The following is a 24568-nucleotide window of genomic DNA, read 5'->3' on the forward strand; positions in this document are numbered from 1 at the left end:
GCGATGAACTTTTTTAGGGCTAGCATGGAAGAAAACAGAGGGTTTTATACGCCTACATGACGGGTATGCAGACCTTATCAAGTTAGTATAGTGGCATAGTGAGGCCACCCGATTGGAGGTGCTAAGGTGCCCCTCGTACACGACAGGTCCCACACGGTGAGATTTTAAAGCGTCACTATAAATACTTTGCATTTGAAAGCGCCATAGTGCCCAATATCGTTTAAGACAATGTTGACCAAAAACCGTTTAAAGGTCTTAAATAGGAAGTTTGCTTTATGCGTAAATCAGATAAGAAGATCGAAAATCAAATTAGAGACGTGTTAACCAACGTTTGTGAAGAGACGTTAAAAGGCTACGATGGTTTTCTTTGGGTGACTCATACGGTCAAATTCTCTGCTTTTCCACAGAGCTTAAACATCGTGTGCGTATTCGAAACGAATCAAGATAGAACAAATTTTTTAATGGGGGAAGGCCAGCTTCATGTTTCAACAACTATCCAAAAGGCGTTTAATAAGGTTGGGGTCCAACTAAAGAACGTAGACAAGCAAATCAGTTACGATATACAGAAAAATAGCGAGAGTGGTCACCAAAGAAAGTGAATTGAATTTGCAGTGGGAATCTAAGGCTTTATATGGCGAGTTTTGATATAAAGCCTTAAGGCTAATGTTTGCCCTTTGAGTCAGGGACTCATGCTTGCTCTCTTAAGTCTAGGGGGGAGACCTGCGCTAAAGTTGACAAACTCCCTTTTTTTCAAGGATTTAGGCGGTCACAACCGTACCCGTTGACAGCAAACAATAAGATCTGGCATCACGCTGCGGATTAAACGCCGATTTCCCCGCCATCTTCGCGGCGAATCACCACCGTTGATGAGCGAGGACGCAAGACAACACCCGTGGGGGTTTCGTCTGTGGCGTCGTTATTGTAGGGCCAATTGTCAGGGTGTTGAATGTTAACAAACAGGGATTTATAGTCTGGCGTGATGGTAAATCCGGTGACTTCACATCCATTTGGGCCAACAAAAAATCGTTTCAATTCTGCTTGGTTGTCGGCCCCAATCGAGGCTGATTGGCCGTGTTTATCCTTTAACCTAGATGGCACGACCGCCAGCATCTGGTCGTTGGTATACGCTTCTATTTCGTCGGCACCATTGTCGGTCTGAATCCACATGATGCCGCGTTTGTCGAAGGCCAAGCCATCGGGGCTGGCAAATTGATTGAACTCAGTGAGAGCTGAGCGGTTGGTGTCTGAATCGCCGTTTGCAGGGGCACCAAACACAAAAATATCCCAATGGAACTCGGTCGCGGATGCGCCTTCATCCCAGCGAATAATATGACCAAACTTGTTATTGAGGCGCGGATTGGCGGCATTGGTGTTGTCTTTGCGTTTAGTATTATTGGTTAAGGTGAGGTAGGCCGAGCCAGTAAATGGGTCAACACTGCACCATTCTGGGCGATCCATTGGGGTGGCTCCGACAAGGTCGGCCGCACCCGCGGTGTTAATGATTATCTCGGCTAAGTTAGAGAAGTGGTCAGCCAGCGTGCCACCGGTGAGTGTGATACTGTCTAGGGTTAACGGAATCCACTGACCTGTGTTGTCTTCGTTGAATCGAGCAACGTAAAGCGTGCCTTCATCCATGTATTTGTCCCCCGTAGACAAACGGTCTGTGGGGTTGGCGTCTTCTTTATCCCAAGTCGCCAGAGATTCAAATTTGTACAAATATTCGAAGCGCGAGTCATGCCCAGAATAAAACACGACGGGCTTACCATGTTTCAATTTCCCGACGGTGCAGCCTTCATGACGGAAACGGCCTAACGCTGTGCGTTTCTTGGGACGGGCGTTGGCTGTGTATGGGTCAATCTCAACAATGTAGCCGTGGCCATTGGCTTCGTTACGATAATCGTCCATCGAGGAGAGGCCACTTGGCGTAACGTCAAAACGTGAAAATTCATCACCATTTTCCTCAGCGTTGCCTGCCAACGTATCCCACCGGTAGCGCGTTTTTTCGTCGTCGACCCCGATTCGGTCTTGCTCTTGGGTACGAGCGCCGCGATTAACAAAATACCCCGGCCAGTTCTCTTCACAAGTCAGATAGGTGCCCCAAGGCGTGAAACCATTGCCACAGTTATTCAAGGTGCCGCGCGCTTGGCTTCCATCCGGTGAAAATCGTGTCATGGCGAGATCGGCGCCCCCGACTGGGCCAGATAGGTCCATAATGGACGCTGCGGTATATCGGCGATTGAGCGGGTCCGCTTCGACCAGTGTCCAGAGGTGTCCGTCTAACCGAACTCGAACCACACTGACCCCGTGAGCGTTGATTTCCTTTCTTACCTCATCGACGATCGTGCGAACGCCATTGACCAGCGTTGGTCCATTTGGGTGCAGCGCGTCGAGGTCGATGTACTCATGGTTAATGCACAACAGACCATCGCTTGAATCGTCGTTTAATGGGAAGAAGTGCATTCCGTCATGATGCATACCCAGTGCATTGATTTGATCGTCACTGGTATTGGTGCCGTCATCTTTCCATGGTTGGCCTTGCGCGTTGAGGGGGGTGCCCCAAGGCACCAGCACTTGAGCCACATAACCTTGTGGTACGCTGACCGCGTCGGTCAACGAGCCGGCGATGGCGTCGAAGTTGAGCTCCGCTTTTGATACGTCATCCGGCAATTGGCATCCCGATAGGCCAAAGGCACTGAATGTTGCCATGGCACTGAGGCCAAGGCCGCCTTTTAAGACGGTGCGTCTGGATAAACTTGATTCCAGAACTTGTTCAAATGGTTTATTAAGGCTGGGGTTGTAACGCTTAGCATCAAAAGTGTCCTTACTCATGGGGTGCTTTCCTAATGGTATAGTGAATTCGATGATTTCTTTTGTGATATCAATATTTATTCATGGCTGAGGGGTGCGCTGAATAACGTGCCAATAATAGTCGAACAATATGAAGTTTATATTTAATTTTTCGGAAAGTTAGGCGCGTCGTTATTGTTATTATTGGTGATAATATAAATGATTTTTCTGTTATTTATATTGGATTTTATAATAATGCCTAAGATGCTAAGTGCAGCGATATATATCAATATTAGAGGTGGTAAAGTTGAGAGCGTTAATCTATCAGAACAGGGAAAGGTTAATAAACGTAGGCATCAGCAATAATTCAATTTATGGAGTGTTGTCCCTTCTTTTGATGGATACCTGCATGCCCTGTTCAAGCAATAGAATGTGTTGGTTTGATCATCATAGAGTGTCGGAGGTTTTTCATGAAAGGGTTTCAATTTTTGATAGGGGTCGCGGGTACTCTTGCAGTGGGTAGCGCGCAGGCGAATGTACCTCAGCACGCCGATTCTTGGTACAAGGCAGCAAAAATCGCGATTGCCGAAGCCAAACAACGTAAGCCCATTTATGGCCCAGCCAAAAATGTGATCTTGTTTGTCGGTGATGGCATGAGCATTGGGACGATGACGGCAGCGCGGATTTACGCCGGTCAGCAGCAAGGTCTGAAAGGGGAAGAATTTGTATTGGCTATGGAAAGCTTGCCTCACACCGCGTTATCGAAAACGTACAATACGGATATGCAAACACCCGATTCAGCCGGAACGGCGACCGCCATGGTCTCAGGGGTAAAAACCATTGCGGGTGTCATCAACGTCAATGATCAAGTGAAGCGGGGCTTTTGCAACACTCAACAGGGTAATGAGGTGAAAAGCGCTTTTGAAATCGCGGGTGAAAAAGGTTTGTCTCTCGGGGTGGTGTCTACAGCACGCCTGACTCACGCCACTCCGGCAACCGCCTATGCGCACAGTGCTGATCGTCGCTGGGAGAATGACAGTAAGCTGCCTAATATTGCCAAAAATACAGGGTGTAAAGACATCGCTTCCCAGTTTGTTGAGTTCGATTATGGAAAGGGCTTCCAAGTCGCGTTTGGTGGTGGTCGCCGTGAATTTATTCCCAAGACGATGACGGACCAAGAAGGCGATAAAGGCAAACGTAAAGATGGGCGTAACCTGATTCAAGAGTGGCAAAAGCGCTACCCACAAGGCGTCTACGTTTATGATCGTGCTGGGTTCGATAAGCTGAATGCTGATAGCCAGCGAGCGTTGGGTTTATTTGAAAGCAGCCATATGCAGTATGAAGCGGATCGAGCCAAAGACAATGCAGAGCCGTCGCTGGCTGATATGACCTCTAAGGCCATTGATATCCTGAGTCATTATGATCAGGGTTATCTACTGATGGTGGAATCTGGTCGTATTGACCACGCTCATCATGATGGCAATGCCGCTCGAGCGCTTGAAGATACCATTGAATATGACCGCGCTATCAAGGTCGCTTTAGAAAAAACCGATCCTAACGAGACACTGATCATCGTTACCGCCGATCATGCGCATACTTTGGTGTTAAATGGCTACGCCGATCGCGGTAACCCGATTCTTGGTTTATCAACGTCAAAAGGTCAGCCTAATAAAGATGAATTTGGAAAAAACTACACGACGCTGTCTTATGGTAACGGCCCTGGTGCGGTTGAAGGGGGCCGCAGTGATGTGTCGCAGCAGCAAGCACTGAAGTTGGATTATTTACAACAGTCACTGGTTAAGCTGGACTCCGAAACGCACTCTGGAGAAGATGTTGTCATTTTTGCTCGTGGCCCGCAGGCATGGCTTTTTCAGGGCGTGGTGGAGCAAAACTACATCTATCATGTGATCGATGAAGCCCTAAGATTGACCATGTAAGCAATCCAGTCAAAACCGCGCCTACGAGCGTGGTTGTTTGATTCTTTAATACAGGCAGGTGTGATAAGTGATTGGATTTTTGGAAAGAAAACGGCATCGGCTTGGATTGACCTGAATGTCGATGGCTGGATAAGCACATGGCCTTTTGATTGAGCATTTTTTTTCACTTTTTTTCCGTTGTAATCATGTGGGGCTTTTCTTAATTTGTTCCCCATCTACTGGTACATTCACGGTCTGAGATTCCTCTGCCCAATGCAGATTTTTCACGCGATGGACGCCGATGCAGACTGTATCCGATACAAAACGTGTGACAGGGTTGTTGCATGGATTGACGAAAGGAAATGCTCATCAAAACTCATCTATCTTTGTCTGATACTCGCGTGGCTTCTGCGAGCAACAATCAACCCTCTGCGAGTGGTGACCCAGTCAGTTTGGAGGTCAAACGCGTCAAACATACCTCAAAACCGGCGATCTCTATCCCAAAGAAGCCTATTGGAAACAAAGACAACCGCACAAAAAAGCGTGAGCCTTTACCTCCTCGCGCACCAGCGAGAGAGGGGGCAGCTGCACATGCTGTCAAGAGCTCTTCATCGCCGCGACTTCAAGCGGTGAGTGGTCGAAGCGGTATTGTACCCGCGCACTTATTGCCTTTGCAGAAAGTGGCTGCAGACACGCAGCAGATTATCGCGTTCAGGCATGTTGACCGTATGTCGACGGGCTTGATTGAAAGCGGTCATCCAACCAAAGGTTTTTTAATCAAAGGGAAATCGGCCAATCACGGCCCTCAGGCAGGGTTTATTTGTGTGAATCAGGCATTGAGTAAGCTGCACAAAAGTAAACCTAAAGCCAATACGGGTGATCCACAAGCGTTTTACGCAAAGGTGAACAAATACAATAAAAGTGTCACCGAATGCCTAAACAATGGGGCGGCCAAAGCGGTCGCTCTGTCGATTTCTCAGGCACGCTTAGACTTTTTGAAACAAGAAAATGTTGTCTCTTTCTCCTCTGTATCTGAACGTTTTGAGCTGGCATCCCAAGGTTTAAATTATGTCGCAACGAAAAATCAAAATGGCCGTTATGACATTAGTATAAATGGGGAACCACTCAAAGTATTGGCAGATCCTGCCAGTGGAAAGCCACTCACGGCTGACTACGACCTGATGTTTATTGCGCCTAAAACAGAGCAGCTCGATCTGGAAAAAGACGACAATCTCCCAGTCAAACGGATCCATTTTGATTCGGTGTCAGAGACCTACAAAAAGAATTTTGCACGTACGACCGGAAAAGCGTTTACGCCTCAGGCGTTTTTTCAGAAAGAGGAGCAAACCAAAGGCAGTCAGGGTCAAGATATCGGAAATGCTACCCCAAGGATTGCGAAAATGATTGATGTGATCAATCAGCAACTTGTGGGTGAGGGCTTTCCCGTTGTCCACCATAATGCGGACTCTGGCAGCCCAGCAACCGACCCTAGTGCCAACTATCCTATTACGATCTTTATGCCTGAAGAATTTGGCGGATATGAGCGCATTCATGTGATAGAGAATGCCGAGGGACTCGCTGATTTTATCCAACAAGCTAAAGATAAGGGTTTCTCGGTTCCTATCAACCCAAAATGGGAGCCTAATGTTGCATCCGTTAGAAGCCAAGCGTTTACTCAAGCCATAAAGACGTTTCAGGGCGATTAAAAAACCATCAGTGAATGCGGATAGGTATGATCAGAGGTGGGACTTATCAGTCATGCCCCCAGTGACCTTTCATGGTTGAGAGAGGCATGACAATAAGTTAGGTAAAGTGCGGAAGGCTTCCGCACGGATCAGAGTCAGTCTTTGAACTGACTTTTGAGCCAATTATTGACCACAGTTCTAGGAATACCGTGCGTACGACAATGCAGAGCATCTGTTCCTAACCATGGCGTTTCAGGCTTACCTTGAATACCAATGATTGTGTGATTTGGCATGGCTTCTTGATAGATGGCCAACGCCTGTTGATCTTGATCATGATATTGACCTCCCGCCAGTGGAACGTAGACACATTTGTTTAAGATCAGGCTGTTGGTATAAGCGGCCGTTGTTGCTGGCTGATCTGCTTGAGGGACGTAGATGTTTTGGCACAGCACTCTGAACACTCTAAATCCGTTATCAATGTAAAGTTTTTCCAACTGATCATAGCCTTTGTTGGTTTTAGGGTCGTCAGACCTAGCCAATAGCACGGTATCTTCAGACAAAAATTTGCTCCAGCAGTCGATGTGGCCAATGTAGGTACCCGACGGGTCAACGAGCGCCATGTACTTATCAATCCCCATAAACCGATTGAATTGATTAAGAATGTACTGCATACGTACATCAATTTCTTCGGTATCAGGATTTTCAGGGTTGCCATTTGCAAGAGGCAGTTCATTTTGTTTGGCCACCAAGTAAGTCGACGCCAAGGTGCCCGAGCTATTGACCATATAGTTACCGCCCACTTCAAGCAGGCCAAGGTTGTACCAGTTATGCACGTTTATTTCAGAATGGGTGACTGGCCCGTTTTCGTTGTCAGGCCACTCAGCAAGGTTCCACTTGCGAATAGGGGCGTTTAAATAGTCAGAGAAGTAAACCGCTGCATAATCATCATTCGGGCGAAAAATACCATGACCTTCTTGAGCGGTGACATTTTCGGCGCCCTCCACTAGCCCGACTGAACCCCCTCCTAAAGAAGTGTATTGATGCTTAGCGATGGCATAGGTTTTGTCCGTTTTATTGTAGGTCCACCAAGGGGCATAGTCGCGAGTCCAATAAGTGTCGGTGTTCCAGGCTACAAAGTGGACCCGTTCTTTACTGAATGGGATCGCTAATTCTGAGGCGGTGCGTTGCAGTTCATCCAGCACTGTGTCATAGAGATTTTCTTCAGCGCACAGAATGAATAGGTTAACGGGTTCTTTGGTCTCAGCCTGCTGCATGCGCACAATCAGCTCATTAGGTATACCAAATTCTCTGTGGCCGGTCGGCGCCTGCTGAATGTGTTTGGGCGATTGGGTTCCGGGGTAGGCAATTAAAACACCGCCCATGTCTTCATATTCAGCGACGGCTCGCACCGGGGAAGGGGTGTCCGTCTTGTAAATTTTGCTGTGCAGAGTGCCATTTTTTGTCAACGCTTGTAAGTGAGCACCAAATTTGAGTTGTTCCTGTTTTCTATACATATATCCTCCAAGGATCACCGGTTTACTGACGTTATCGTTCTATCTTTTCTGGTTACTGTTGTTCTAATGGGAATGGTTGTTGTTGTGTGATGCAATGAATGCCACCCCCTCCGATGTTCAATGGTCGAACATCAAAATGGTGAATTTCACGATCTGGGAAGGCGCTCTGTAACACCCTGTGGGCTTCTAAATCTTTCTGACGTATGGTTTCAGACAAGCCCGGCTTCCAATATTTTGGTGCCAAAATCATGTTGTTAGTGATGAGAAAATTGCAGTAGCTGGCTGCGGCGATGGCGTTGATTTCTGTGCCTATTGGACAGATAAAGCCTTCACTATATTTCCGATAATAAAAGTCATAAACACCGTCACCGGGCTTCAATGACAGGTACATGTGCTCAGGCATCGGCATTCTAATGATATGAAATGGTGCCCCATTTTGGTCGGTGCTTTGTTGAAGAATTTTTAGGTTTTTTTCTAACCTTCTATGGTTCTCTCTGGCGATTGGGTTGGTCGCGACTTCATACTCTGAGACTTCGGCAAGTAAGAGAGTATCAGCCGAAACGAATCGGCAAAATTCATCAATGTGTCCGCCAGTGGTCATGCACGTCATGACATTGTTCACGCCATCTGGGCCGGGCAATAATGCGTTGAATGCAGACTCATCTTCATAGAGGCCCTGATCAAGCCAGATGATTTTTTCAAGATTAAACGCGTGAATAAGGGCATGTTCAATGTCCGCCAGAGGCATTCCCGGATTTCTTTGTTGCTCCACCGCTAACGTGGCAACCATAACGCCTTGACCATTGAACTCTCGGTTACCTCCTTCACTGATGAGGTCCGTTTTGCGGAACTCTAAACGGCATTGCTCAGAGGCTGCACGGGCAACATTTTGATCGAGAATAATGTCTGTACTGTGCTCACTTTCATAGCTCCACCCATTAAACCCAAAGCCATTGACGAGCATTTGTTTGTGTTGATTGGAAAGAAAGATAGGCCCCATATCTCGGAACCAAATATCATTGTGGGGAAGACACAATAAGGTAATACGCGCAAGGTCAATCCCCGCTTCGACTAAGGTGTCTGTAACGCGTTTCTTTTCCTCAAGGTCTTGAACCGCAAGGTTCACGTCTACATGGGTTACCAAGGTTTTGATAATCTCCAGATAAAGGGGCACGGTCGATAAACCTGCTTTGACATCATAGACCGGCCAACCAAGCCATATGGCGGATTGAGGCTCGAACTCTCCCCTAAATGTGAAGCTATTGCTTTCTAATTTCATGTGGATCCTCCATTTTATTTACCATCTCTGTGAGCGTCTCGTTGTACAAAGAGTGCGCCTTTTCAATTAACATCGTGCTGACACCTAGGCTGTAGTTTGCTGCTGACTGCATGGCGGTGTCAGGAGAGATGTCAAACTGTCGCCGCAAACCATCAACAAAGGTTGAGTGCTCGTTTAAGAACTGTTGCTCTAGCCCATACCACTGTGCGTTGATGTCTTTACTGCTGACATTGCCATTGACACTCGCCAGTGCTGATAGCCCTTTAAAGGCCCAGTAAGCGGATTGGCTGACATACGTTTTGTTGCCAAGCTGATAGGCGTTTGGATAAGCCTCGAAGGATTCAAACAGTGGAAAGTAAGGGGCGTTCAATGGCGAGCTGACTGATTGCCAGATCACGCAACGCAGTGGTGCTGGCAAAGTGCTATCGAATACTATGAGGTGACTCTCTGCCGTGCGAATCACCCCTATTGGCCGCTGGGCAAGCCCTTCAAGAGCGGTCCCATCATAGTTCGCTCTGAGCAAGGTCATGACATCGTGTTCGGTCACTAAAACGTCAGGCTTTAGAAAAAGCGGATAGTGTTCAAGTCTCGGTGCCTGTTTTAAAGAAGGAGTTAGGTGTAACTGGCCCAGCCAGACTCTATCGATATTGTATGGAATACCCGGCTGACCAAAAGCTTTGGCGAAATTGAAATCCGTTTCAACGGGGTCATCTAAGAGAGAATGTGTTTGGGTAAAAGAAAACAGTCCGTCAGAACAAAGTGTCTCTGGTGAGTTCAGACTGACGCCATGAATCCGCTTGCCATTTGCGATAACCACATACTGCTCGTCTGGTACTCTGACCGCGATCCAGTGATGACCAGAGCCAATCTCCATATACCAAGACTCGTTAAGATCACCAAACAAAACACCATTGCCTTCACTGGCACCATATTGTTCCACGTATTTTCCTAACAAAGTCACGGCGTTTTTCGCAGACGTGGCTTGAGGCAAAATCAACGTTGGGATAATACTTTCACTGACCCCAACGATGACAAATGGGTCGGCGGCTAAGGCCTTCTCATTCGGATCCTCCAGCGAATTTGTGGCAGAGAGAGCGACATTGTTTTCATTGACGCCTCTCTCTTCAAAATAAAAGTGGTCACCGATGGCACATGTTGCTTCCTGAAAAGCGTTGGCGTCTGGCATCGCGCTGTAACGGTAGGCGGTGTTGGGTACAGGAACGGCTAAACCGTTACCCAACGTCCAGATGCCCTCGGAGACACAATGTGTATCGTACTCTCCATTGTCTGCGTCTATGTATTGCGGCGTATGGCGGTATTTGAGGTATTTGTTACAAATGTTTGTCTCGAAATCTTCGTTTCGGGCAAGGATAGAAACGCCACGACGGGTGGCTTTTCTTCCGATAATGACACTCGTACACATGATGTAGCCCTTTCATTCGGCGTTATCAATGAGCGAGAGTCCGGACGACTCCCGCTGAATTTATCAACACGGGTTAGTGGTTTACCGTGGCGATCAATTGGCCCATTTCGACCTCATCGCCCACGCTGAAATCAAAGGCCTTAATCACGTCTTTTTGGAATACAAGGCAGTGACTTGATCCACCGTATTGGAAGAAACCTATCTGATCGCCCTTAGTCACTCGCTGATCTTCTTCGACCGTGATGATGTTGGATGACACCTCTGCCATACCAATGGTCATCAAGCACATGAGTCCGATTTTTGGGTCATCAGACTCAATGAAAATCATCGCTCTGGCTGCGGTATGCGCGATGTAGCCTTGTGACTCGTCTGGGCTCGCCGGATCCATGCCTTCAGCAAGGGCCGCAGAATAATAGGTTCCATTTTTGACATACTTCTTTTTAATGACACCTGACACCGGACTATGCCAACGGTGATACTTGGTTGCCGACAAAAATGCTTGATACACGGTGCCGCCAACAAAGGGTTGAACATAAGTGTCGAAGTGCTGCTTATCTTGTCGAATTTTTTCTGCGCCCGTCGCCAGAGGAAGATCTTGGTTGGCCAGCATATCGCGCAGAGAGTAGGGTTGCGCTTTCACCCAGAACCAGTTTTCAAGCTTGACGTCATGTTCAATGTTGTAAATTTTTGAGTCACAGGCACTGACGATACCAAGGTCTTGAGATATCGGTCTTTGCGCGGCATTTTTGAATCGACGAGTGAAAAAATCGTTCCATGATTGGTAAGGGAAATGAGCATCCGTGACGGGGTTTGTCGAATTAAGGAACGCGTCCAGTTGAGGAGCATCCAAATATTGCTCCATGTTAAGCTGCTCTAAGGCCGATGGACTGCGCCATCCACCGCTTTTATTGGTTTGATTCGAATAGTCAAAAACATACAGCGATTGTCTTGAGTTTAAAAATTCAGCCCAAGTGTTGAGGACTTTCTCAAACATGCTGTTGAGATCTGGATTGCGGAACACTTCGCCGCCAGCAGGAACACCCATTGTCCAGTTGAGAATGCTATTGATCGGGAATCCAACCAAATCTGTCTCGTTGTACTCTGGTGCGGTACTGGTGATGATGTGATCGACCAGCAGGATCATTTCATCGATACTGCGTAAATAAAAACCCTGAGCATCAGGGTCTTTGTAGTAACCGGGGACCTGATCGATCATTTTGGTCAGCCCCATGCGCAGAGTGGAATTATTGTCTATCAGGTTACGAAATTCCTGCATGACCGGAGACAGATGTTCTCTCTCTTTGTGGTGCAGACATAGTGAGTCACTCAGCAGAGGAAACCCATTCTTAATACGTTTGGTATCGATGCGTTCGCGCAGCATATCCATGAATCGGGCGGCGGATTCTTTGTTGATCGATAACCAGCAATAGTCGTCGTGTAAAAGCGCTTTATTTAGAACATTCATTTTCTCATCCTTGTGCGTGATAGGTGAAACATACGTAAACCTAGTTCCGTTAAACGGGAGGTCAAATGCAAACATTGATGCATATCAATCTTGGTTTAAATTTGATCAATAACAGTGATGCAAGTCAGACCTCGCCTAAAGCGCTTGCAACCTGTTAAGGGAATACTGTGACCATCAAGCATTTTTTTAGATTCATATACTATTTATATAAAAATAATTGGTATTTAATACTGGTAATGTCGTTATTTTTTGAACGTATTATCCAAAAAAATCCCAATGTTAGAGGCTATTTCCCACCGAGAAAGAGAGGAGCTTGATGTTGAATACACCTATTCCGGAGTTTGGAATGCGTTGCCAAACCAAGCCAAGCTCTGTTCGCTGAATACGGGTTGTATTAGATCGCCATCAAAGCGGATTTGAGAGTCCATGATATTTCCTATCCCGTTGTTTCAACCGTGATGAATCCACTATAGAGATAGGGGATCAGCGCACAGTATCACTTCAGTATCATCGGTGATGGAAGGTGGGTGGGATAAAGGGTTTTTCATACGGTTTATGGTGGAAAACTGAGGTATTTTGACTTGAACTGATGATATGGTAACTTAATGATTTTTCTAACGATAAGAAGAGTCTATGCGTTTAGTTTACCGAGCAGACACCCGCCCACCGAATGAAATATTTACGGTTGGTTTTAAGCCCCGCTTTGGTGGCGGTATTCAGATTCAGAAAGGGGGTCAAATGATAGGCGGTATTTCTACGTCAAAAGACATTACCGTCGCGATGAATTATGCCGCCCTGTATGAAGGGTATGTATACGCCATGTTTGCTGATGATAAGAGTATTGATGTGGTCGATGCGCTGATTAAAGCGGGCAATCGTTCGGCGCTTAAAAATGCCTACACACAGATGGAAATAGCGTGCAAGATTGTCAAACCAGAACATATTTTCTTGGCACGTAAAGTGACTTTGGATCTTCGTCACGATATGATTTGGCAAGGGGTAATGTCGACCAACAGCAAAGCGACAGTAAACCATGGACCAGAATACAGCACCGCTTTGTCTCTGTTTAATATGAAACAGTCTTTCCAGCCGCCCGATAAACGATAATTGTCCTCGTTGTTGCCTTGACCGCCAATGTTGAAAAAGACGATGTCTTGATGTGTGGTCCTGCCGCTCAGTTTATTAAGACGTTGCTTCTTAAAGCAGTCGATCAATGCCTTTTGAATAAGCAATGGTGTTTGGCCTAAGGCCAAACACCATTGTAATTTAAACGCTTAAAGTGGCGAGCAAATGCAAATCCCGGCGCCGTCACAGAAGGGGAACTCTCCGTCTGGACAAAGCGTATAAGCACTGGCTGACGATGAAAAAATAATGAGCGATAAAAGTAACTTTTTAAACATGTGAACCCTTATAGTGAGTTTGAGTGTGTTAATGGGTAGACAGTATTTACTACTTTAGTTATTGTAAGTAAAGGGAAAAATAATAATATTTATTTCACTTGGGGAATAAGCCGCGCATTTTTTATCGTGTATGGAGCGCATTAAATTTTTACAGTTCAGGGTACGTTTATATAAACGTTGTGAGCCCAAGGGAGTGAGATAAATATGGAAATTAAATTGATTGATATAACGAGAGAATCTCGACATGTGCTTGAGAACCTCTTTTTTTACTATAACTATGACATGTCAGAGTTCATGGGTTGGAACCCAGATGAACAGGGCAAGTTTGGTTATAACGCTGGGATGTTAGACCCGTATTGGGAAAGCAATGACCATCAGCCTTACTTTATTTATGTTAATGCAGAACTGGCGGGGTTTGTTATTATCCGCGATGACCCCTGTGATCGATCAACGTATGATATTGCGCAATTTTTTGTTGTGCGAAAGTACAAAGGTCAGGGGGTTGGAAAGCAAACACTGGCCCATATTGTAAAGAAATTTCCAGGGAAGTGGCAAATAAGGGTCCTGCTTGAAAATACAGGGGCACTGTGCTTCTGGAGATCTTCTGTGTCTAATATTGTGGGAGATAACTACCGATTATCCCAAGAGCATGATGTGGATTTATTGATGAACTTTATCCGTTTCGATGCGAGAACTGACGGCGTCAATCCGAGCACATCATTTGACGATGAAATCCATGTCTGATATCGTAATTCATTGTTAAATAATGGTTTTTATCATTTCGCTTCTAAGGTTTGAGTCAAGATTTCTACCTCAGAAGCGATGCGCTTTCGGATTAACGCAATGTAAGGACTAATCGATGCGTTTCACTCTAACTGCGGTGGCCGTATCGGTCGCCCTTATCGCTGGATGCAGCAATCAAGGAGTTCAAACTGTGACTCACCCCTCTCAAATACAACTCGTGGCCCAGCAAACTCAATCGCCAGTGGCCAAAAAAGTTCCCCATGCCATGAAAACTCACGGTGATACTCGAATCGATAATTATTATTGGATGCGAGATGACGAACGTAAATCGCCGGAGATCTTGCAACATCTCGAAAAAGAAAATCAGTATGCGGAATCCGTGCTTAAACATACTGAATCTCTTCAGAGCCAATTGTTTGCAGAAATTAAAGGGCGAGTCGCGAAGGATGATCACTCTGTCCCCGTGCGCAAAGGCAGCTACTACTATTCGAATGAAGTGACCGGTGATAATGAGTACGAAGTGCATCTTCGTAGTAAAGATTTCGCCGGCTCGGACAAAACGGTGATTCTGGATACAAATCAACTGGCTGCGGAACATGAGTTTTTTAGTATCGGCGGTCTGTATGTGAGCCCAGATGAAAACAAGCTGGCTTATGGTGAAGACACATTGAGCCGTCGTGTTTACACCATTAAGATTAAAGATCTGACGTCCGGTGAGTACTTCAATGATCACATAGAAGGGGCGTCGAGCGAAATTGCGTGGCAAAACGACAATCAGGCCTTCTATTACATTAAGAAAGATCCCCAAACACTGTTGGGCTATCAAGTCTATCGACACGTGTTGGGCACGCCACAAAGCCGTGATGAGCTGATCTATGAAGAGAGTGATAGCGCTTATTATACCTCTCTAAGTAAGAGTAAAGATGGACAGCAGGTTTATATCTCTCATTCGAGTACCGAAACCAGCAGTGTTTCTGTGATTGATGCTAGTGATCCTAATGCGACAGCAAAGCCATTTTACCCACGTGAAGACGGTATTGAATACAGTATCGCTAAACTCAACGACTGGTACTTTGTGTATACGAATTATCAGGCGGTCAACTTTCGTCTAATGAAAGTACGTAAAGATGAGGTACATGATCGTTCCAAGTGGCAAGATGTGATTGCCCCTGATGACGACAGCCAGCTTGTGGATTTCACTTTGTTTGACGATCACCTTGTCTATGAGCAGCGGACTCATGGTCTGTCCACGCTTAAGGTTCGTCAGCTTTCTAGCGGTAAAGAGTTTCCATTGCAGTTCAATGATACGGCATTCGCCGCTTACTTGACTGGAAATAATGAGCTGGATAACCCGAACGTGCGTTTTTACTACAGCAGCTTGACCACACCGGGGACCTATTATGATTTTGACCTCAGTTCGGGTGAGGCGCAAATGTTGAAGCAAACCCCAGTGCTTGGTGACTTTGAGGCGGATAACTACCAGTCAGAGCGTATTATGATCACCGCGCGTGATGGTCAGGTTGTGCCGGTATCACTGGTATACCGTAAAGATAAATTTAAGAAAGATGGCACCAATCCGATATACCAATACGGTTATGGTTCCTATGGTCATACCATTGAGCCAACGTTCCGCTCGGCGCGTCTCAGCTTATTGGATCGCGGTTTTGTCTATGCGATTGCCCACATTCGTGGATCTGAAATGCTGGGGCGTCCTTGGTATGAAGATGGCAAGAAGCTGACCAAACAAAATACATTCAACGACTTTATTGATGTCACCAAAAGCCTTACACAGGAAGGCTACGGGGCAGAAGACAAAGTTTTTGCGGTGGGTGGTTCGGCGGGCGGGCTGCTGATGGGGGCAGTCATCAACCAAGCACCGCAATTGTATCGGGGGATTGGGGCACACGTTCCTTTCGTTGATGTGGTGACCACGATGCTGGATGAGTCGATTCCATTGACGACGAATGAGTACGATGAATGGGGCAACCCCAATGACAAGTCGTACTATGAGTATATGCTGAGCTATTCTCCATACGATAATGTCAAAGGACAGTCTTATCCTAATATGCTGGTGACGACAGGTTTACACGACTCTCAGGTCCAGTACTTTGAACCGATGAAGTGGGTTGCCAAGCTAAGAGAAATGAAGACAGACACGAATGTTCTTGTGTTCAAAACGGATATGGAAGCTGGTCATGGCGGAGCGTCTGGTCGCTTTAAGCGTTTGAAAGAAGACGCGTTAGAGTATGCGTTTTTCCTTGACTTGCTTGAGACAAAATAGAGCGCTCAACCTGCCCGTGCGTGACGGGCAGGTTTGTGCCTACTCTTCGTATTGTGTCACGATACACGCTTGAGCCAGTTGTTGATAACTGGCCCGCATCGTATTTAGAAAATCATCCGCATCGTCAAACTCAGCAATGGGTTCACCCAAGACCACATCACAGTTAAACGGCACAAACATGGCGGTTCCTTTGGGTAGAGCACGGCCTAAACCGCGCATGACCACTGGGATCACTGGGCAGTGATTATGTTCGTTGGTGAGATGATAGATGCCTTTTTTTAAGCCGCTCATTGCTTCCGGTTTACCTCGGCTGCCTTCAGGGAAGATAATAAGAATATCTCCCTTATTCAGTGCTTTATGACATTCTTCAAACACCGTGTTGCGGTTGCTTTTGGTCGGCTTACGGTGAATCGGAATGATCCCCAAGATAGTCAGTGACAGCCATGCTGAGAGCTTATTTTTGAAAAAATAATCGGCCGCGGCGACTGGGCGTACTTTGTGAACCATGCTCATTGGGAATAATGCCAGCAGCACCAGAGTATCGAGGTGGCTATTGTGGTTAGCCGCCACCACCATGGGGCCTTTGAGTGGCAGGTTTTGCCGGTTAATGATATTTAGGCCCAGACCAATAAATACTAGGGGTTTGACTAACAACACAACGAAGAGCACTTTCAATATTCTCATCTCGTCCTCTTAGTAATATAGGTAGTAGATGTAGTGAAAAAATAGCGGCGCAGTGAACATCAGGCTGTCGATTCGATCAAGAATACCACCATGGCCGGGAATAAACTGACTGGTGTCTTTGATTTGTAAATCACGTTTGACAGAGGAAATCACTAAGTCGCCGATAAAACCACTGCACGCAATGATCAACCCTGCGACTAGCCCCTCTTCAGAGGAGAGCGGAGTCAGATAGGGGGCAACAAAATAACTGGCGATGGTGATGGTGGTGGCGCCACCAATAAAGCCTTGCCATGTTTTATTTGGGCTCACCTTGGGCACTATTTTGTGTTTGCCAAAGCTCTTGCCCCACACGTACTGACAGACATCGTTAAACTGCGTGAAAACCAATAAGAACAGCAGCATACCCATTGAGCCAGCTTCTGGGTTTTGGCTTGGTAACACCAGGAGATAGGCCATATGACTGACGCAAAATACCGTGAGCATCAATGCCCAATGAATGATCCCTGCAGAGCGAATAAATCCTTTGGTCTCACCGATCAGTACCGCCACCATGGGCAGATAGAGGAACATGTAAACCGGAATAAAGATGATGTACATGCCATACCAGCCTAGCGATAGCCAATAGTACTGGAAAGGAATAGAGAGATATGCCCAGAAGATCACTCGGCGGTCAGCCATGCGAGTGGGAACAATGGAGAGAAACTCTTTGAGGGCCATAAAGCTCAGGAAGGCAACAAAAATGAGCGTGTAGTGAGTGGGTAAATATAGCACGACAAAAATGATACCAATCATCCACCACCAAGAACGAATGCGCAGTTTTAATTCTAGGTAGTCTTTGTCAGAGTGGCGGCGTGACAAATAGAGATAAATCACAGTGCTCATCACAAGCAATAGGATGATCGCAGCCATTAAAATCAGGGAATGAATGGGAATACTATTCATCAGATGTCTCACTTGCGCTGGCTTGCTTCTCGCAACTTGTAGAGATAAAGGTGAGTCGACGCCAGCTGGTGAGTGCGCAGCCCACAATCATGATGACGAGGGCGATATCCATTAAATAGAGGCTCATGTTAGGCAGCAGTGTAAACCATTGGTTGAATGCCATGAGTAATAAAGTGAGGGTCAACAGGGCCATACGATGTTGTTTTGCCATCGGACCACGAAAATCAGCCTGACACCGCATGCTGACACCCAATACCCGAATATATGCGGTGAATACAGACAGTAGGGCTGCTATCCAAGCGAGTGACAGACCAAAGTCTGAGCCAGTCACCAGACCGCCAGCCATGATCAGCAATGGGTCGGCAATCCTATCAGGTACATCATTGAACAGTTCGCCAGCTGGGGTTTTCTTGCCACCTTCTACCGCAACCATACCATCAAAAAGATTGCACAATAAACGCAGTTGAATGGTTGCAGCGAAAAAGAGTAACCAAATGGGAGCCGGCCACAAGTGATACACCACCGCAAAGGCCAACCCCAGAGCGGCGAAAGCGATACTCATTATAGAAATGTGATTGGGCGCAAGATTTTTTTGGCTCAGCCAGCGGGCAATATGTTTGGTGATGGCACTATTACGTACCGCAAGTGGACGGCGGTTTGACTTGTGTTGGTCGACCATATTTACCGAGTTCCTAATGTTAATTTGACTGCATTATAAGCGGTTTGGAAACCAATGAAACCACAATATTACTCGGAGCGATACTGCGATTAGGTGATATGTGAGTCAAAATAGAGAGGGGTTGAGTGATCCTAGATTGTGGTTTGTAAAACCAAAGCGGATACGATATAACTATATGTTTTTCATTAAGTTAAATGCTGCAATGTGTTTGGGCATTAGCTTGGCCCACGAGGTTTAAAGGCATCCGATGAAGTATCCTCTTCCATTAATGACAGGCAGCAAAATTGCGATTACCGCATTTTCTGCGGGTGTTCCAGATAAGTGGCATAAGCGTTTAGACATCGTCATAGCCAATTTAAAAAGTCAGGGTTTTCGAGTGATAGAAGGCCAGTGCTTACGTCGTAATAAACACCATGTGAGCGCAAGTGCTTCACAACGAGCCGCCGAGTTAATGCACTTCTTATGTGATGATTCGATCGCTGCGGTTGTCCCTCCTTGGGGAGGGGAATTTGCAATGGATATTTTGCCATTGCTCGACTATCAGGTGTTGCAGGCCGTTCAGCCGAAGTGGGTGATGGGCTATTCTGATGTCAGTACCCTGTCTACGGCGTTGCTGTCCAAACTCGATTGGGCTTCGTGCCATGGCCCTAATTTAATGGAGCTTCATCCAAATCAGGCAGATACGCTGACCAAGCACACGTTAAACTGGTTGAGACAGGGGGTTGGCAGTGAGTTTGAACAAACGTCGTCCCGTCATTACCAAATTGAGGGTGACGCGATGGCTGAGGACTCTAACTTTACCTTTAATTTGACCGAGCCGACAGCTTGGAAGCTGTCTGGAAATATGGCAACTCAGTGTCGTGGGCGCTTGGTTGGGGGATGCTTTGATACCATGATGCACCTGATTGGAACCGAGTATTTTGATCTCCACCGTTTGTCTGAAATGTTCAAAAAGGATGGGCTGATTATATACTTGGAAAATGTTGAAATGTCCCCAACCAGCTATAAGCGAGCATTACAAAGTTTGAAGTACAAAGGGGTGTTTGAACGTTGCAATGGTGTGCTGATAGGCCGAAGTGCGGCGCGAAACTTGTCGGATCATGGGCTCTCCACTAATGATGTGTTGACGGAGGTGACTCAGGACCTAGCGATACCTGTTATTTATGATATGGATATTGGACATCTGCCTCCTAACTTGACACTGATTAACGGTGCTTTGGCGCAAGTGAATGTGATGGGCCATTCCGGGCGCATCCATCAGCGGTTATGCTAGGTTTTCAGTTGGCTTTTTATGCTAGCGGTGTCTATTGTTATTTTTAACAAAAATAAACCTGAGTTCACGTTATGGCTGTATGCCACTTTTCTGATGGTTGAGTATTGCCAATTCATCAATGGCTTTCTGTTGAGATCAAAACACGTCTTCCAATAGGCAGTGAAATAAATCTATTTTTCTTTGTGTAAGGCGTGAGTTTTTGATCCAGCGCAATAAAGGACGCATTGACGAAAAAGTATTATCCTGACCCGCTCAGTTTGAATAATGATAAACAATCAATGCAGCAACGGTTAACTGTGAAGTAACGAATCTATCGCATGCCAGCACCCATCTTATTTTGTGATCGTATCATCAAAAAAGAGACAGAGGTCTATACTAGGCACAGAATAAAGAATACGTTACTCATATGAACCAAGTTTAGTAAATTGATTTCTCGAAGTTTTTATTTTTAAGAAATGGGGTATTTCATATCATCTTCACCCCATTCCTCATTAAAAAACATAATGAGAAAAGCATGGTTGTCTTTTGTTTTTATATGTTGATAACAAGTTTATCATTATTATGAATTCTAATAAGATGGGCTTAACGTGACTCACGTGCAATTTTTAACACTTTGTGAGTTCTATTTTGTTAATAAAATGAGTTTGTAAAATTAACTCACTTCCATCTTTATTATTTATAAAATTAACAGTTTTGTAAAAATCCATGTTTCCTTCCGTTGTTTTAATGTGCGGAAAATAAAACCATGTAAATCAATTCGGTTTATTAAACTTTCAGTCGTGAAATCCTTGTTAGAAGCAGAATGCTGGTACGCTATTTTTCGTATCGCAATTACTGGGAAATTTACTCGCATGAATAAAAAAACCGTTGTTACCGCTGCCTTCCCTTTCATTCCTGCTGAGTTGTGCATTGCTCATTTTGCGAGTACTTACTTACCCGCGGATATTATCCATCGTTTTGAATGTCTGAAAGGCGGTAATAGTATTTTTGTTTCTGCAACAGATGTTCATGGCCTTTGGGCTCAAAAGGAACTTTCTCAAGGTCAAACAACCCGTGATGAGTCAATGCAAAGCTGGCATCATCGTTATTTGAACGAGTTTCGAATGCTGGGGATAGAGTTCACCCACTATGGCCGAACAGATGCCAAAGCCTTGCAAAAACTGGTGTATCAATCGCTCAACAAGCTGAAAGCGGATGGAGCAATAACGCAGCGTGAAGCCGACGATTATATGTGTGGCGACTGCGGTGAGGTTCTGCCGAGGCGCTATCGTTTAGCGGTTAAAGAAACGTCCGCAACCGGAAAAGAAAAGATCGCGTACGATGAGTTGAGTGATGGAAACCTGCAGTGTCGTTTTTGTGAAAGTGAAAACGTTATCAAAGACAGTAAGCTGCATTGGTTTCTTGATTTACAGCAAGGTCTTGCGACTATTTTGGACAGTATTGAACAGCAGAAAAATCTGCAAGTCAGCACGCAATTAAAATCCGTTGTCGCTGAGGGATTGGCGGACTGGAATATTAGTCGTGATAACTACATGGGCACCAAGTTACCTTTTTCTGACGAGCAAAGTTTATATCTATGGTATGAGTCACTCATTGGTTACTTATATCTTGCTGAATGTGAAGGCAGCAATAAGTCGTTTACATTTAAACACTTTATTGGAAAAAATATTATTTACTATCATGGTGTAGTTTGGCCTTATTTATTGCACCACGGCAGTGATCGAAAAGATTGTGAATTGCAAATATCGGCTCGTGGTTTTTTGGATATGGAAAAAACAGATGATGCATTAGTCAATATTGAAACCTTGACATCACAATATGATAAAGACTATCTGCGCTTTTATCTGGCCTACCGGACGCCGGATTCATTATCTGACTATTATTTTACGAAACAAGATTTCACTAATACGATCAACCAAATATTTTGTAATCAATTTGGGTCTTTCTTTCGGCGTTGTATTTCTATTTTTCAGAAAAACCACCTAGAGCGAGTGTTACCCAACGAACTGGCTAACACGCCATGGGACAATCATTGGCCACAGATCGAAATAGCGCTGTCGCAAATGCAGGTACGTTCAGTACTCTTACATATTCAGTCTTATATTAAGGCTTGTGGGTCAGTGATCGAAGACTTGGCTATTTACCGAACGCCAACAATGGAGTCTTTAGGTTTACTCGGTGAACTCTTTATTAAGGCGCTATTTTTACTGGCACCAATATGCCCAACGCGTGTACAGGATTTTAATATTATTGCTGAGCTCGATTTATCGCGATTGCGTCCACATGATGATTGTGTCGGCTTATTGCTGAACAAGACAACGGCGAGGTGGGAAAAAATTGACTAATACTATTCACATCATTGCACCTGCCAACCCGATGCATGAACTTCCCAAAAGTATGCTTGAGATCGGTGAACAGAAACTCAAGGCTTTAGGTTTTGAGGTGCAATACGCGGTAAACGCTTTCGAACATAGTGGCCATACCGCAGGCAGCATCGAGCAGCGGGTGGAAGATATTCATCAAGGGTTACGCGACCCGAAAGTGATAGCGCTGATGGCCATTTTTGGTGGGTATAATTCGAATCAATTATTGCCGTATCTGGACTATGAATTAATACGTTCGGCAAATAAACCGATTATCGGTTTTAGCGATATCACCTCTTTAATGGTTGGGGTTTACAGTCAAACAGGGGTGGCATCTATTCACGGGCCGGGCTTGTCTAGTTTTTGTGATCCGAATATTTTCCCTGAGGTCATGGAGAGTTTTACTCAACTTTTGTCAAGTGCAGGGCGGATTAAACTCCGTCAGCCAAGGCTTGCTGCTGCTGATTTATGGTATCTCAAATCAGGGTTTGGGCCTCGTGACACTTATCCTCACCCTGATTGGGAAGTGGTCAGATCGGGCAGTGCGTCGGGCATATTGATGGGCGGCAATCTTGAGACCCTTTTAAGCTTAGTTGGGACCTCGTATTTTCCAGACATGAAAGGCAAGCTCTTGCTGATAGAGTCGTGTGCAGATGAGAAAGTAGGCAAATTCGAACGTGAGTTAACTCAGTTACAACAGATGGGCGTGTTATCTGTGATCAAAGGTATGCTGATTGGGCAATCTAACCAAGGTGCTCCGTTGGCTTCACCTCAGAAAGTGACCGAGATAATTGAACGGGTGATGCCCGATGACATGATTCCAGTATGGATGAATGTGAGTGCTTCTCATGTCGACCCTATTTTGTCTTTGCCTATTGGGCGAGAGGTCTCGATGTCAGTGGAAGATTTCGCTTGTACGCTCCAATTTTCACCGTTGATATGAGGTTAACACCATGGCATTAACTCGAGAAGAATTGACACGATACAGTCGGCATCTAGTGCTCCCTGAAGTTGGGTTAGCGGGGCAAGAAAAATTAAAAAATGCCAAGGTTCTGGTTGTAGGGACGGGGGGATTGGGTAGCCCGATACTCCTCTACTTGGCGGCTTCCGGTATCGGTACCATCGGGCTTGTTGACTTTGATACCGTTGATGAAACCAACCTACAGCGGCAAATTCTTTTTGATATGGGCTGTGTGGGGGAGAGCAAGTCGTCGATCGCTAAGCAGCGGCTCACGGCATTAAACCCGTATATTACTGTCCATGAATACAACACCGCTATTGATCAAGACAATGCCTTAGAAATGATTGGCCCCTACGACGTTGTTGTGGACGGAACAGACAACTTTACTTCTCGCTACTTGGTTAACGATGCCTGCGTGTTACTTGGAAAGCCCTATATTTATGGCTCGGTGTTTCGTTTTGAAGGGCAAGTGGCGGTCATGAACGCTTTACTGAGTGAGGGTCAGAGAGGGGCATGCTATCGATGCTTATTTCCGGAGCCACCGCCTGCCGAACTGGTCCCCAATTGTTCTGAAGGTGGGGTTCTTGGTGTTTTGCCAGCGATCATTGGCAGCTTGCAAGCCACTGAAACAATTAAAATTATTTGCGGTATTGGTCAATCGTTATCACGGCAATTGATTCTCTACAATGCGCTTGACCTTGATTTCAAGAAAGTCAATCTGGTCAAGGACCCATCTTGTCCGATATGTAGCGAGAAGCCCACGATAACAGAACTCCATGCGATAGAGGTGAGTTGTCAGGCCAAGACTGAGGATGAACGCGTCTCCGTGTTGTCTGTGTTGGCTTTGCAGGAACGTTTGGACAAGCAAGAACCCCTGCAGTTGCTGGATGTGAGGCAAGACTACGAGAGAGACATTGTCCATATCGGCGGTAAACACATTCCGCTGCAACAGCTCGAAGCGATGACGGCCTCCGACTTGTGTATGTTTGATCCACAAGTGCCTTTAGTTGTCTATTGCAAAGCGGGCGCTAGGAGTGAAAAAGCCATAACTCGGCTTCAAGAACTCAGAGATTTCAAGGAGATATATTCGTTGAAAGGGGGTGTGTTGAAATGGGTGGAGGACATCGATCCATCTCTCAACTCTTATTAAATTTAATCAAGAGAGGGTGCCT

18 protein-coding genes are annotated in these 24568 nt (G+C 45.8%); 10 read left to right on the forward strand and 8 right to left on the reverse strand.

Annotated elements, in window-relative coordinates; translation table 11 throughout:
* The first annotated feature begins 275 nt into the window (after positions 1-275).
* Positions 276-599 carry a Fis family transcriptional regulator gene (locus HLM86_RS02130; RefSeq protein ID WP_076585111.1) on the forward strand — a complete coding sequence of 108 codons (324 nt, stop codon included), beginning with the start codon at positions 276-278 and terminating at the stop codon, positions 597-599.
* Positions 600-819: 220 nt separating this feature from the next.
* Here the strand turns inward: HLM86_RS02130 and HLM86_RS02135 are convergent, their stop codons facing one another.
* Entirely contained in the window at positions 820-2829 is a 2010-nt protein-coding gene (locus HLM86_RS02135) for a PhoX family protein (protein ID WP_170882073.1), read from the reverse strand.
* A gap of 428 nt (positions 2830-3257) precedes the next feature.
* On the opposite strand from HLM86_RS02135, the gene HLM86_RS02140 reads away from it, so the two are divergent.
* Both HLM86_RS02140 and HLM86_RS02145 read left to right on the forward strand, forming a co-directional pair.
* The gene (locus tag HLM86_RS02140) at positions 3258-4724 is read left to right on the forward strand and encodes an alkaline phosphatase family protein (protein WP_170882072.1); all 1467 of its coding nucleotides are present in this window, start codon (positions 3258-3260) and stop codon (positions 4722-4724) included.
* A gap of 341 nt (positions 4725-5065) precedes the next feature.
* Positions 5066-6409, forward strand: coding sequence for an anthrax toxin-like adenylyl cyclase domain-containing protein (locus HLM86_RS02145; protein WP_170882071.1), 1344 nt, complete (start codon positions 5066-5068; stop codon positions 6407-6409).
* A 134-nt stretch (positions 6410-6543) separates the two neighbouring features.
* Here HLM86_RS02145 and HLM86_RS02150 read toward each other — a convergent pair whose 3' ends face one another.
* From HLM86_RS02150 to HLM86_RS02165, 4 genes are all read right to left on the reverse strand, one after another.
* The gene (locus tag HLM86_RS02150) at positions 6544-7902 is read right to left on the reverse strand and encodes an agmatine deiminase family protein (protein ID WP_170882070.1); all 1359 of its coding nucleotides are present in this window, start codon (positions 7900-7902) and stop codon (positions 6544-6546) included.
* A gap of 52 nt (positions 7903-7954) precedes the next feature.
* Positions 7955-9181, reverse strand: a complete 1227-nt coding sequence (locus HLM86_RS02155) for an agmatine deiminase family protein (RefSeq protein ID WP_170882069.1) — start codon at positions 9179-9181, stop codon at positions 7955-7957.
* Positions 9162-10604, reverse strand: a complete 1443-nt coding sequence (locus HLM86_RS02160; protein ID WP_170882068.1) for a C69 family dipeptidase — start codon at positions 10602-10604, stop codon at positions 9162-9164. The genes HLM86_RS02155 and HLM86_RS02160 overlap by 20 nt, the downstream gene beginning before the upstream one ends.
* 73 nt (positions 10605-10677) lie before the next feature.
* The gene (locus tag HLM86_RS02165) at positions 10678-12069 is read right to left on the reverse strand and encodes a phosphatidylserine decarboxylase family protein (protein ID WP_217702061.1); all 1392 of its coding nucleotides are present in this window, start codon (positions 12067-12069) and stop codon (positions 10678-10680) included.
* Positions 12070-12702: 633 nt separating this feature from the next.
* On the opposite strand from HLM86_RS02165, the gene HLM86_RS02170 reads away from it, so the two are divergent.
* The 3 genes from HLM86_RS02170 to HLM86_RS02180 all read left to right on the forward strand — a co-directional run bounded on the left by HLM86_RS02170 (position 12703) and on the right by HLM86_RS02180 (position 16494).
* Complete coding sequence (locus HLM86_RS02170) at positions 12703-13176, forward strand: hypothetical protein (protein WP_076585104.1); 474 nt, start codon at positions 12703-12705, stop codon at positions 13174-13176.
* 497 nt (positions 13177-13673) lie between these two features.
* Positions 13674-14213 carry a GNAT family N-acetyltransferase gene (locus HLM86_RS02175; RefSeq protein ID WP_170882067.1) on the forward strand — a complete coding sequence of 180 codons (540 nt, stop codon included), beginning with the start codon at positions 13674-13676 and terminating at the stop codon, positions 14211-14213.
* A gap of 115 nt (positions 14214-14328) precedes the next feature.
* Positions 14329-16494, forward strand: a complete 2166-nt coding sequence (locus HLM86_RS02180) for a S9 family peptidase (protein WP_076585101.1) — start codon at positions 14329-14331, stop codon at positions 16492-16494.
* Between the two features lie 39 nt (positions 16495-16533).
* On the opposite strand, the gene HLM86_RS02185 is transcribed toward HLM86_RS02180, so the two are convergent.
* The 3 genes from HLM86_RS02185 to HLM86_RS02195 are packed head-to-tail and all read right to left on the reverse strand — an operon-like array spanning position 16534 to position 18799.
* Positions 16534-17178, reverse strand: coding sequence for a lysophospholipid acyltransferase family protein (locus HLM86_RS02185; protein WP_170882066.1), 645 nt, complete (start codon positions 17176-17178; stop codon positions 16534-16536).
* Between the two features lie 9 nt (positions 17179-17187).
* The gene (locus HLM86_RS02190) at positions 17188-18120 is read right to left on the reverse strand and encodes a phosphatidate cytidylyltransferase (RefSeq protein WP_076585098.1); all 933 of its coding nucleotides are present in this window, start codon (positions 18118-18120) and stop codon (positions 17188-17190) included.
* Entirely contained in the window at positions 18113-18799 is a 687-nt protein-coding gene (locus tag HLM86_RS02195) for a CDP-alcohol phosphatidyltransferase family protein (RefSeq protein ID WP_170882065.1), read from the reverse strand. Before HLM86_RS02195 ends, HLM86_RS02190 begins: the two co-directional genes overlap by 8 nt.
* 247 nt (positions 18800-19046) lie before the next feature.
* Between HLM86_RS02195 and HLM86_RS02200 the strand changes: the two genes are divergently transcribed.
* The 4 genes from HLM86_RS02200 to moeB all read left to right on the forward strand — a co-directional run bounded on the left by HLM86_RS02200 (position 19047) and on the right by moeB (position 24546).
* On the forward strand, positions 19047-20072 hold the full coding sequence (locus tag HLM86_RS02200) for a S66 family peptidase (RefSeq protein ID WP_076585094.1): 1026 nt from the start codon (positions 19047-19049) through the stop codon (positions 20070-20072).
* A gap of 851 nt (positions 20073-20923) precedes the next feature.
* Positions 20924-22417, forward strand: a complete 1494-nt coding sequence (locus HLM86_RS02205) for a class I tRNA ligase family protein (RefSeq protein WP_170882064.1) — start codon at positions 20924-20926, stop codon at positions 22415-22417.
* Complete coding sequence (locus HLM86_RS02210) at positions 22410-23378, forward strand: S66 peptidase family protein (RefSeq protein WP_170882063.1); 969 nt, start codon at positions 22410-22412, stop codon at positions 23376-23378. The genes HLM86_RS02205 and HLM86_RS02210 overlap by 8 nt, the downstream gene beginning before the upstream one ends.
* Before the next feature lie 10 nt (positions 23379-23388).
* Positions 23389-24546 (forward strand): molybdopterin-synthase adenylyltransferase MoeB, encoded by a 1158-nt coding sequence (gene moeB, locus HLM86_RS02215; RefSeq protein ID WP_170882062.1) that lies wholly within the window; start codon positions 23389-23391, stop codon positions 24544-24546.
* Positions 24547-24568: the final 22 nt, after the last annotated feature.

Origin of the sequence: Vibrio ostreicida (genome assembly GCF_013074385.2) — a bacterium.
Classification (GTDB): domain Bacteria; phylum Pseudomonadota; class Gammaproteobacteria; order Enterobacterales; family Vibrionaceae; genus Vibrio; species Vibrio ostreicida.

What these genes read in the sequence shown, in the direction of transcription:
- HLM86_RS02170 (WP_076585104.1), top strand. Translation starts at nt 12,703, where the DNA reads ATGCGTTTAGTTTACCGAGCAGACACCCGCCCACCGAATGAAATATTT.
- HLM86_RS02180 (WP_076585101.1), top strand. Translation starts at nt 14,329, where the DNA reads ATGCGTTTCACTCTAACTGCGGTGGCCGTATCGGTCGCCCTTATCGCT.
- HLM86_RS02190 (WP_076585098.1), bottom strand. Translation starts at nt 18,120, where the DNA reads ATGAATAGTATTCCCATTCATTCCCTGATTTTAATGGCTGCGATCATC.
- HLM86_RS02135 (WP_170882073.1), bottom strand. Translation starts at nt 2,829, where the DNA reads ATGAGTAAGGACACTTTTGATGCTAAGCGTTACAACCCCAGCCTTAAT.
- HLM86_RS02165 (WP_217702061.1), bottom strand. Translation starts at nt 12,069, where the DNA reads ATGAATGTTCTAAATAAAGCGCTTTTACACGACGACTATTGCTGGTTA.
- moeB (WP_170882062.1), top strand. Translation starts at nt 23,389, where the DNA reads ATGGCATTAACTCGAGAAGAATTGACACGATACAGTCGGCATCTAGTG.
- HLM86_RS02140 (WP_170882072.1), top strand. Translation starts at nt 3,258, where the DNA reads ATGAAAGGGTTTCAATTTTTGATAGGGGTCGCGGGTACTCTTGCAGTG.
- HLM86_RS02150 (WP_170882070.1), bottom strand. Translation starts at nt 7,902, where the DNA reads ATGTATAGAAAACAGGAACAACTCAAATTTGGTGCTCACTTACAAGCG.
- HLM86_RS02155 (WP_170882069.1), bottom strand. Translation starts at nt 9,181, where the DNA reads ATGAAATTAGAAAGCAATAGCTTCACATTTAGGGGAGAGTTCGAGCCT.
- HLM86_RS02160 (WP_170882068.1), bottom strand. Translation starts at nt 10,604, where the DNA reads ATGTGTACGAGTGTCATTATCGGAAGAAAAGCCACCCGTCGTGGCGTT.
- HLM86_RS02185 (WP_170882066.1), bottom strand. Translation starts at nt 17,178, where the DNA reads ATGAGAATATTGAAAGTGCTCTTCGTTGTGTTGTTAGTCAAACCCCTA.
- HLM86_RS02195 (WP_170882065.1), bottom strand. Translation starts at nt 18,799, where the DNA reads ATGGTCGACCAACACAAGTCAAACCGCCGTCCACTTGCGGTACGTAAT.
- HLM86_RS02200 (WP_076585094.1), top strand. Translation starts at nt 19,047, where the DNA reads ATGAAGTATCCTCTTCCATTAATGACAGGCAGCAAAATTGCGATTACC.
- HLM86_RS02205 (WP_170882064.1), top strand. Translation starts at nt 20,924, where the DNA reads ATGAATAAAAAAACCGTTGTTACCGCTGCCTTCCCTTTCATTCCTGCT.
- HLM86_RS02175 (WP_170882067.1), top strand. Translation starts at nt 13,674, where the DNA reads ATGGAAATTAAATTGATTGATATAACGAGAGAATCTCGACATGTGCTT.
- HLM86_RS02130 (WP_076585111.1), top strand. Translation starts at nt 276, where the DNA reads ATGCGTAAATCAGATAAGAAGATCGAAAATCAAATTAGAGACGTGTTA.
- HLM86_RS02145 (WP_170882071.1), top strand. Translation starts at nt 5,066, where the DNA reads ATGCTCATCAAAACTCATCTATCTTTGTCTGATACTCGCGTGGCTTCT.